Below are 9,009 nucleotides of genomic sequence, written 5' to 3'. Positions count from 1 at the left end.
TTAAGTGAACAGCATTGCGCACTGTGGCGGGGTCTTTTTTGTGGCAGCAGCGCCTGGGCGGGACTTAGCCGCGCTTGGCCTGCTTTTGTGCGATGGCGTCGGCCACGTCGGCCGGATCCAGCACTATGCCTTCCTGCTCCGGGGTCGGGAACACGGCCACGCAGAGCTCGTCCTGCTCCATGCCGTCAACCCAGCGATCCAGCCACACCTTGAGGGTGATGGACTGCGGCTTGCAATCTGCCCACTCGCCTTCGGCCCACGCCTTGGCGTATTCCGGATGCGGCCAGACCGGGATGCAGTCTTCGTCTTCGGTGGTCAGCATCATGACGCCGTGCTCGTCGGTCAGAACAAACAGCTCTTCGTGCTCGACCAGCTTGCTGATGAAGTGATCAAAGCGGTAGTCGGCGTTCAGTTGCAGCGCGGCATTGCGCTCGGTGTCGCTAAGTTCATAGCTCATTGGTCAAGTCTCTCATTCAATAAAGGGCGACATGTTCACATCTTGCTGGCGCCTTGTCCAGCAAGAGTGCTCAGTCACTCCTGTTTCGGCTATCTCAGCCCAGCACCGGGGTCACCAGGGTGATCTCCGCCGTCTCGCAGAAACGCTGGCGCAGCCAGTAGGCGGACTCCACCTCCACGAAGCAGAGCTGATCCCGACCGGCCCAAGCCCCTGCCATGATCTGCTCGAAGCGTCTCTGCTGCTGCTGCTCCCAGGCGACCGCCAGCTTGGAGCCATGGGCTTCATCCACCACCCCACGGCGCAGCTCGAACAGGTTATCGGTGATCGGGCTGTTGATCTTGCCAGGGCTGTGCCAGTACATCAGCAGGTTGTCCAGCATCTCTTCGTCGTAACTCGCCAGCGCGTCCAGCTCGGGAGTCTCACCCTGGCCGCCAGCCCCGAAATCGCACCATCCTGCCGCCAGAGGGGCCAGACTCTGCGCCTCGTGCCCCTTGGCATGTTGGCGCAGGGCGGTGACATCTGCCCCCTTGATGGATGGCAGCCAGAGATCCCCCTGATGCTCATCGAGCAAGGGGAGCAACAAGGACGGTGCATAAACAGGAAAGCGGGGACCTAGGGTGTGCAGCAGAGATACCAGTGTGACAGTGATCATGAGACGCGCCTTGAGCTGGAAGACCTGGGTTCATACCTGGCCAGGAGGACAAAAGAGAGACTATTCTACCATGTTTGCCGGCACGCGGACTCTGCTAGTCCAACCAGCCGGGGCATGACGCTTCCGGCCAAAAAAGCAGCGTTCGGGCAACTCCGGCCCAGACAAAGCCCAATACTTTGAGCCAGCGCCCACTAAAGTCAAACCGGGAATGCTAGTTTGCATACATCTTTAGCGTAAGGAGTGCATCCATGAGTGGGATCGACCAGGTTTCTGACGATTTTGTGAATGAGCTGAAAATACTGGCATGCTTTGATCCGGCGAACATGAGTCTGGGGATCAAGTTACGCAGCGACATGTCTGAAGAGTTGTGCCTCGCGGCGCAGCGTCTGCATCAACAAGGCATGATCAGTGCCGTCGATGGTGGCTATCTGACCCCCTTCGGCATGACCATGCTGGAGCATCTTCAACACCTGCTGGTGGCGCTCAAGCCGAATTGAGTTCCTGCGGCGCCCAGAGCGAGAAGTTGAGCAATTCCCAGCGCTTTCCCTGCCGCAGCAGACAAGCAAACAACAAAGGACCTTCGGGTCCTTTTACCTTGCCATCGATCAACCACTCCCCCGCCCGCTTCGGGACAGGCTGCGCCTTGATCTCCTTGGGCTGCTCAGCCTTGCCCAAACGGACCTGCACGAATTGCTGGCACACTGTCACGGCCTCGTTTGCCGCGGGATCCGGCACGGTGGTATTGGCAAGCGCCACTGTCAGCAAGAGTGATGGGATCATGATGATGGTCATTGGCAAACGTGGTTTATGAATATGCCATAAAACAAAAAGCCGTGGCACCAGAGGTACCACGGCTTTCTTAAATTCTGTAAGAATTACAGAGCAGTTACGTTCTCAGCCTGCGGGCCTTTCTGACCTTGGGTCACGGAGAACTGTACGCGCTGACCTTCAGCCAGGGTACGGAAACCGTTACCGCTGATAGCGCTGAAGTGAACGAAAACGTCCGGGCCGTTTTCTTGCTGGATGAAGCCAAAACCTTTGGTTTCGTTGAAAAACTTAACGGTACCGGTGATCATGTTAGACATATCTTTAACCTGTATTCAAAATAATTACTTATGCTTTTCAGCGGATAAAGCTCAAAAACGGGATTAACTTATGAACAACAGGAAAAGATGCAAAACATCATATTCATTGACATAACTAACGCCCTTTCAAGCTGGTTTAGATTATACGTGCCTTTGTCGATTACGCAACCAAATTTGCACCCTGCCAGGGGCAGGGTGCAATCACTTACGCATCCGCCGCTTCGAGTGCCTGAACCAGGGCTTTGAGGAAGCGCGCTGCCTCTCCGCCGGTACAGGCTCTGTGGTCAAATGTCATCGACAAGGGCAGTGCCCGGACCGGCCGTGCCTCCCCATGGATGAAGACCACTTTTTCGAACAGCTTGCCCGCCCCTATGATGGCCACCTGGGGTGGCGTGACGATAGGGCTGGCGTAGCGACCTGCGATGGCACCAAAGTTGGTGAGGGTGATGGTCGCCCCCTGCAGCATCTCCCGCGGTACGGCGCGCGCCTTCACATCGGCGATCATCCGATCCAGCCCGTGCCGAATGTCCGCCCTTTCCCGCTCGGCCACATTCTCCATCACCGGCACATAGAGCCCGTGTTTGGAGTCGACGGCGATGGCCACGTTGACCTCCCTGAACAGCCGTCTCGACAGGGTATCCCCGTCAAACCAGGCATTCATGGAAGGCTCGGCACGACACGCCACCCCGATGGCCTTGATGAGGCGCACCGTCACGTCTTCGTCTGCCCGCCAGTGACGCAGGTCCACCTCGTCGGTGATGCTGACCGGCACCACCGTCTGATGGGAGTGTTCCATCGCCTTGGCCATGGCCCGGCGCGAGCCCTTGAGGAACTCGTTGCCGCTGCTCTGCAACGCTTCGAAGGCGCTCTGCACATCCTGCTCGGTCACCATGCCGGCACTGCCAGTGCCCTTGAGTCTGTCGATGTCCAGCCCCAGCTTTTGCGCCAGCAGACGCACCGCCGGCATGGCCTGCACCAGGGCGCCACCGGGCGCCATGGCACCCACCACGAAGTGATCCTCGATGTGCTGTTGATGGGCGCTGACCTTGCCTACCACGGTGCCGTCGTCCTCCCCCCCCTCAAACTCCACCAGGGGAGCGCCGATGTGGAGTATGTCTCCCTCCTGGCCGCACAGCCTGGCGATCACCCCCGCCACCGGCGAGGGCACATCCACCAGTGCCTTGGCCGTTTCCACCGACAGCAGCACCTGATCGACACTCACTGTGTCGCCGGCGCTGACCTTCCATTCGACTATCTCGGCCTCGGCCAATCCTTCGCCCAGATCCGGTAATTTGAAAAATTTCATGACCAGTTCTCCATCCGCAGGAACATCACCAAAGGTTGACCAACTTCATGGCTCTTCCTTGCTCGTGCGCCTGGGCGCCGACAGTTGAGAAACGTCATAGCCACTTGTTCTCCATCAGTTGGTGAGCCGCATCCGCGATATCCTGCTCGGTGATGAGGTAATACTCCTCGTTGCGATAGTAGGGCACAGCGGCATCCACCCCGGTGAGCCTTCTTGGCGGCGCCTTGAGGGAGGTCAATGCCTCTTCGGTGACCCGCGCCACTATTTCGGCACCGACCCCGAAGCTGCCGCACGCCTCGTGCACCACCAGCAGACGCCCGGTCTTGCGCACCGAGGTCAGGATGCTCTCCATGTCCAGCGGCTTGATGGTGGCGAGATCCAGCACCTCGCACTGGATGTCCCGCTCCGCCAGCAGGGCGGCGGCCCGCATCACCTCCTGAATGCAGGCCCCCCAGGCGACCACGGTGAGATCCCGTCCGGGCCTCAGGGTGAAGCAGACATCCAGCGGCAGGCCGACGCCGTCATCCACCACATCCGACTTCATGGAGCGGTAGATGCGATCCGGCTCGAAAAACATCACGGGATCCGGATCCCGAATGGCCGACAACAGCAGGCCGTAAGCCCGCTTCGGGCTCGAAGGGATCACGACCCGTAGCCCGGGGATATGGGCAAACAGGGCTTCGACGCTCTCGCTGTGGTGCTCGGGCGAATGGATGCCGGCCCCGTAGGGGGAGCGGTAGACGATGGGACAGGAGAGCCGGCCACGGGTGCGGTTTCGCATCCGCGCCGCCTGGCAGATGATCTGCTCCATGCCGGGGAAGATGAAGCCCTGGAACTGGAACTCGGCCACCGGCTTGAGCCCCTGGGTCGCCATGCCGACCGCCACCCCGGCGATCAGCCCCTCCGCCAGCGGCGTGTCTATCACTCGCTTGAAGCCGAACTTGTCGCGCAGGCCCACGGTGGCGCGAAACACCCCGCCGTTGACCCCCACATCCTCACCCAGCACCACCACGTCGGGGTCGTGCTCCATCTCGTGATGCAGCGCCAGATTGATCGCTTCGAGCAGCGTTATTTCACTCATGCAGCCTCCCCAGACCCAGAACCATCTCGTGATGCAATGTCAGGTGAATCGCATCGCGCAGTGTCATGTCACTCATGGCGTGTCTCCCCGCCGCGCTGCTGCATGCCCTTGGCGATGATGCGCTGACGCTGGGCACGGTACTCCCTCGGCAGCTCGGCAAACTGGTAATCGAGCAGGGTTTCCGGCGCCTGCGGCGCCATGCCTTCATAGGCTGCCACGGCACGCTCGACCTCCCGGCTCGCCTCCGCCAGCAACGCCTGCTCCCGGGTTTCATCCCACCAGCCCTGCTCGGCCATGAACTGGCGCAGCCGCTTGATCGGCTCCTTGGCCCAGGCGGCTTCCACCTCGGCGGCCTCGCGATAGCGGGTCGCGTCATCGGCAGTGGTGTGATCCCCGAGCCGGTAGCTGACGGCTTCGATAAGCGTCGGCCCCTTGCCGCTGCGGGCCCGCTCGATGGCGGCGCGGGTCGCCTCATAGACGGCCACCACGTCGTTGCCGTCGACCTGCAGGCTGCGAACTCCGGCCCCTATCCCCTTCTGGGCCAGGGTCGGTGCGCTCGACTGCAGCTTGCGCGGCACCGAGATGGCCCACTGGTTGTTGTTGATGATCATCACCATGGGGAGGTGCCAGACACCGGCGCAGTTGAGCCCCTCGAGAAAATCTCCCTTGGAGGTGCCGCCATCGCCTATGGTCACCACGGCGACCCTGGGCTGGCTGCGCAGCTTGAAGGCGGCCGCTATGCCGGCGGCATGGGTGATCTGGGTGGCGATGGGGACGCAGATGGGCAAGTCTTCCGACAACTCGCCATCGGCCTTGTAGAAGACACTGCCCCTTTCATCTCCGCCCCAATATTGCAGGTTCTGCTCCATGGGCACGCCCCGCACATAGAGGGTGGGCATGTCCCGGTAGTAGGGCACATAGACATCCTCCGGCCGCATGGCGAGACCGACCCCAATCCCCACCGCCTCTGCCCCCAGATGGGAGGGAAAGGTGCCGAGCTTGCCGGTTCGCTGCAGTGCTATCGCTTTCTTGTCGTAACTGCGCACCATCACCATGTTGCGGTAGAAGGTGTGCAGCATCGCCTTGTCCAGCCAGGTCGGCAGTGTCGCGACCGGGCGCCCCTCCTCATCGAGGTAACGAAGGAAGGGGATGTCGACATGGGTCATAACTGGCTCCTTGCCGTTGTCAGCGTCACCACCATGAGGTGACCCTTAGAATGTAAATAAGATGTTAATCAAAGAGCAACGTGATTCAGCCAGGTAAGACCAGTAGAAACTTCTTTAATTTCAGAAAGAAGATGAGATTTTCGGCGAGCAGAAACGAAGAAGGGAGCCCTTTCGGGCTCCCTGTCAGGGCGAGTTCGGGATCACGCCTATCCTGGCCACGCCGCCAGGGGCACAGGGTTGGCGTGAAAAAATAGGCTCAGATCACTCCCACAGGCGGGTCGGCACCACCAGCAGCATGGTCCGCTGGCCGATGGCCACGTTGGCATTGGGGAAGACCACCGCCTCCCGCGCTTTCTCTACCCTGTACTGCCGATCTCCATCTTCCGCCAGCACAAATCCCTGGGGAAATTCGGTGAAATTGTCCACGTCGCTGGCAAACAGGAAACGAAACGCGGCCGTTTGCTTGTTGATCACCCGATCGATGGCAAAAATCGTGAAGTCATCCGCCCGCCAGGGCTCGAGCACCACCTCATCCTGGGTCACCAGCTCCTGCAGCGCCTGACGCGCCTCGATGAAGCGGGTCATGTCGTTCTCGCCAAAGGGGCGCACCTTGCCGAGCTCCACCGTGAAGGCATGGGCGCCATGCTGATGCGAGCTGTAATAGCTGAAGGTGGTGGTCGGGCCGCTCGAGAGCAGTATGGTGCGCACCCCGCAGGCCCCGAGGAACTGCACCTGCTCCTTGCAGTGCGGCCGCTCGTGGGGGAAGGGGTAGACCGCAAACTTCTCGTGGCGGGAGCCGCGAATGGCGGTGTGCAGATCGTAGTGATAACGGGGCCGGGCGGGATCGGCGAAGAAGCGGCTCACATACTGCTCCAGGCGCATGGCGCGAATGCGCTCCCTGTTGCACAGCCCCTCCCCCTTGCTGTGGGCTCCAGAGAAGAGCCGGTTCATGTTCTCCTCCACCTCGCGTGCCCCCTGGTTCATGGCGGCGGGGTTGCCAAAGAGGAAGAGCACCCGGTGGCGAGCCTGAAGCTCCCCGCCGAGCAGCCGGGTCAGCAGCTGGTTGCAGATCTCGATGGGGGCTGTTTCGTTACCGTGAATGCCGCAGGAGAGCACTATGTCCTTGCGCCCGCCAGGCGACTGACCCATGGGCTCCAGGCAGAGCACGCCGGTGTCCCACACGCTCACCCGGGTGCCGTTGGCCAGGTCGAAGGCAAAGGGCTCGAGCTGCCACTCGTGGCGGCGGGTCAGGGCCAAAAAGTCATGCTGGGGAATCATCCATCTCACCCTCTTGTCTGGAATGCTATGGCCGGATTATACGCAAGGCAGGCGGGCTTAAAATCAATTTTTAAACAAATTCAAACAGTAAGGATACAAAGTTGGCGAGGGATGATGACAACTCATGCCGCACGGGGCAAACAGAAGGAAAAACAGACAAGGGGAAATGAGGGGAAGCGGCAACAGGGGAAAAGTCAGGCCCGTTTGAGGGCGAAAAACACAGGCAGAGCAGTTCAGATCAGCAAGAAAACGAGGCATCCATGCCCGGTATATCAACCACGCCAGAACGGCTTGGTGGTCTCTTGATAGCGGTCAGCTTCGTTCAGACCAATGTCCTTGAGCAGGTAGGCGGGCAGCTCGGAGAGCTGGCGACGGCTGCGGCTGCGTTCCAGCCAGGTCAGGACGGTCATCTTGACGCGAGCAACCAGATTCGATTCGCTGGAATCCTGGTAACCGGCTTCGGTATAAGTCATGTTGGCCATGATATGGCTCCTCTCTCTAGTTCTGCGCAAGGCTCGGATTTGATGCGCAAAGCTTAGTCAGGGCGAGGAGGCGCCTCAATTGACGAATTTTGATACATGAGATTAGTAAAAGTAATGGCTGATCTCGCCATGGGGAAAAATACAAATTATTGATTTATATGTGAAATATTAGCCAGAGATTCCCCCTCCCAGCCGTGCAGCATTTTCTCCTGCCCCATCGGCTTCTAACTATGCAGTTTCCCACGTTAGCTATGCAGAGCCCGAGTTCGAGACAGGACGCTGCCACCCCTGCCGCACCGCCAATTGTTAACCATTGGATCACTTAAAGATCGTTATTTAACAGGATGATACAGACAGGCAACTCCCGAAAGGCGGCCACGGCAGCCGCCCTTGCACCGCGCTTGAAAGGCGGCACTTGGCGCCTTCCCGTCATGCTGGTATGGTTATTTATACAGTGGTTTAATCATGCCCCCTGATCGCCACCTTTAGGGCGACGGATTGGGGGAACACACAGGATATGCCGATGGACACCTTTACCCCCACCGCCGCCCTGCGTCAACAGATGGACGCGCTGGAAGACGCCCTTGCCCGTCTCGCCAGACTGCTCGGCCAGCTCGAGTTGCTGGAGGCCCATGTCTATCCTCTGCCCGCCGTGCCGCAAGGGGAAGAGCATGACCCTATCGAGGCCATCGAGGTGGGTTATCTCTCGGGGGAGGCGGCACTGGCCGCGGCCGTGACGGCCTTTCAGGATCACAGCGCCCGCCCCGGCTGCTCCACCAAGGCGACTCACCGCCTGCCTGGCTGGTTGCGCTTCCCCGCCAACAGCGCCCCCTTGCTGCACCCGCTGCTCGACGAGATCAACGGCCACAAGCTCGCCTTCAAGGCCTTGGTGCAGGCCGCCGGCGGGCGAGACGAGAAGTTCGAACTGGTACACGGCGCACTGCCCGGGGTCATCACCCTGCAGGTCTATCGCAAGCTGACCCTGCTCACCGGAGAGCTGCATTCCCTCGGTTTCACCTGGGCCGACAAGCAGAGCATCAGCCGCCTCAGCCGCGAGCAGGTGCTGGAGATGCTGGAGCGCAGCCGCCGCTATGTACCGGCGCTCTCCAGCAACGAGGAGTGGAGCAAGATGGTGGATCAGGAGGTGTATGACATTCGCCGCCTGCCGGCGGATGCGCAGCTGCGGATCCGCCGACCGGTCAAGACCCACCCCATGATCAACCTGCTCTGGCTGGACAGGGAGCCGCGCAAGCAGCAGCTCAAGGCGAGCCTGCCCCTGCTGCTCTGCTCGGACAACCCGCCCAGCGTCACCCACCTCGGCCACTATCCGCCCAAGCTGCGCCAGGCGCGGCGGGATCGCAAGATTGGCGGCGAGGCCATCATAGAGCGGCTGCACCTCTATCGCTATCAGGGCTAGCGCCTCTTAATCAGACCCATGAGAGGGGCCCCAGACGCGGGCAATGAGCCCCTGAAACAGAGAAGGGGGATGGTCACCAGGACCA

Annotated in this window: 11 protein-coding genes; 2 read left to right on the top strand and 9 right to left on the bottom strand. The window is 60.5% G+C overall.

Features of this window, described 5'->3' with window-relative positions:
• Window positions 1-64: 64 nt before the first annotated feature.
• Both BN1127_RS10915 and BN1127_RS10910 read right to left on the bottom strand, forming a co-directional pair.
• Window positions 65-457, bottom strand: a complete 393-nt coding sequence (locus tag BN1127_RS10915; RefSeq protein ID WP_005331447.1) for a DUF2750 domain-containing protein — start codon at window positions 455-457, stop codon at window positions 65-67.
• A 94-nt stretch (window positions 458-551) separates the two neighbouring features.
• Window positions 552-1,109: a hypothetical protein gene (locus BN1127_RS10910; RefSeq protein WP_042649464.1), complete on the bottom strand. Its 558-nt coding sequence runs from the start codon at window positions 1,107-1,109 to the stop codon at window positions 552-554.
• Between the two features lie 248 nt (window positions 1,110-1,357).
• On the opposite strand from BN1127_RS10910, the gene BN1127_RS10905 reads away from it, so the two are divergent.
• Window positions 1,358-1,606: a TIGR02647 family protein gene (locus BN1127_RS10905; protein WP_025327553.1), complete on the top strand. Its 249-nt coding sequence runs from the start codon at window positions 1,358-1,360 to the stop codon at window positions 1,604-1,606.
• On the opposite strand, the gene BN1127_RS10900 is transcribed toward BN1127_RS10905, so the two are convergent.
• From BN1127_RS10900 to BN1127_RS10870, 7 genes are all read right to left on the bottom strand, one after another.
• The gene (locus tag BN1127_RS10900; RefSeq protein WP_041206056.1) at window positions 1,593-1,889 is read right to left on the bottom strand and encodes a hypothetical protein; all 297 of its coding nucleotides are present in this window, start codon (window positions 1,887-1,889) and stop codon (window positions 1,593-1,595) included. The two genes, BN1127_RS10905 and BN1127_RS10900, sit on opposite strands and share 14 nt — an antisense overlap.
• Window positions 1,890-1,984: 95 nt before the next feature.
• A complete protein-coding gene (locus tag BN1127_RS10895) occupies window positions 1,985-2,194 on the bottom strand; it encodes a cold-shock protein (protein ID WP_005331438.1) in 210 nt (69 codons plus the stop codon).
• A gap of 205 nt (window positions 2,195-2,399) precedes the next feature.
• Window positions 2,400-3,500: a dihydrolipoamide acetyltransferase family protein gene (locus tag BN1127_RS10890; RefSeq protein WP_005331437.1), complete on the bottom strand. Its 1,101-nt coding sequence runs from the start codon at window positions 3,498-3,500 to the stop codon at window positions 2,400-2,402.
• A gap of 94 nt (window positions 3,501-3,594) precedes the next feature.
• Complete coding sequence (locus BN1127_RS10885) at window positions 3,595-4,581, bottom strand: alpha-ketoacid dehydrogenase subunit beta (protein ID WP_042649463.1); 987 nt, start codon at window positions 4,579-4,581, stop codon at window positions 3,595-3,597.
• Between the two features lie 68 nt (window positions 4,582-4,649).
• A complete protein-coding gene (gene pdhA / locus BN1127_RS10880) occupies window positions 4,650-5,747 on the bottom strand; it encodes a pyruvate dehydrogenase (acetyl-transferring) E1 component subunit alpha (RefSeq protein WP_042649462.1) in 1,098 nt (365 codons plus the stop codon).
• A 261-nt stretch (window positions 5,748-6,008) separates the two neighbouring features.
• Window positions 6,009-7,025, bottom strand: coding sequence for a succinylglutamate desuccinylase (astE, locus tag BN1127_RS10875; protein ID WP_041206057.1), 1,017 nt, complete (start codon window positions 7,023-7,025; stop codon window positions 6,009-6,011).
• A 272-nt stretch (window positions 7,026-7,297) separates the two neighbouring features.
• Window positions 7,298-7,507 carry a DUF1127 domain-containing protein gene (locus BN1127_RS10870; protein WP_005331430.1) on the bottom strand — a complete coding sequence of 70 codons (210 nt, stop codon included), beginning with the start codon at window positions 7,505-7,507 and terminating at the stop codon, window positions 7,298-7,300.
• A 523-nt stretch (window positions 7,508-8,030) separates the two neighbouring features.
• On the opposite strand from BN1127_RS10870, the gene BN1127_RS10865 reads away from it, so the two are divergent.
• On the top strand, window positions 8,031-8,924 hold the full coding sequence (locus tag BN1127_RS10865) for a DNA replication terminus site-binding protein (protein WP_042649461.1): 894 nt from the start codon (window positions 8,031-8,033) through the stop codon (window positions 8,922-8,924).
• The last annotated feature ends 85 nt before the right edge of the window (window positions 8,925-9,009 follow it).

The sequence above is a fragment of the Aeromonas media genome, assembly GCF_000819985.1.
Classification (GTDB): Bacteria; Pseudomonadota; Gammaproteobacteria; order Enterobacterales; family Aeromonadaceae; genus Aeromonas; species Aeromonas media.
Note: the sequence above shows the minus strand (reverse complement) of the source record. Positions and strands in the feature narration are given on the sequence as shown.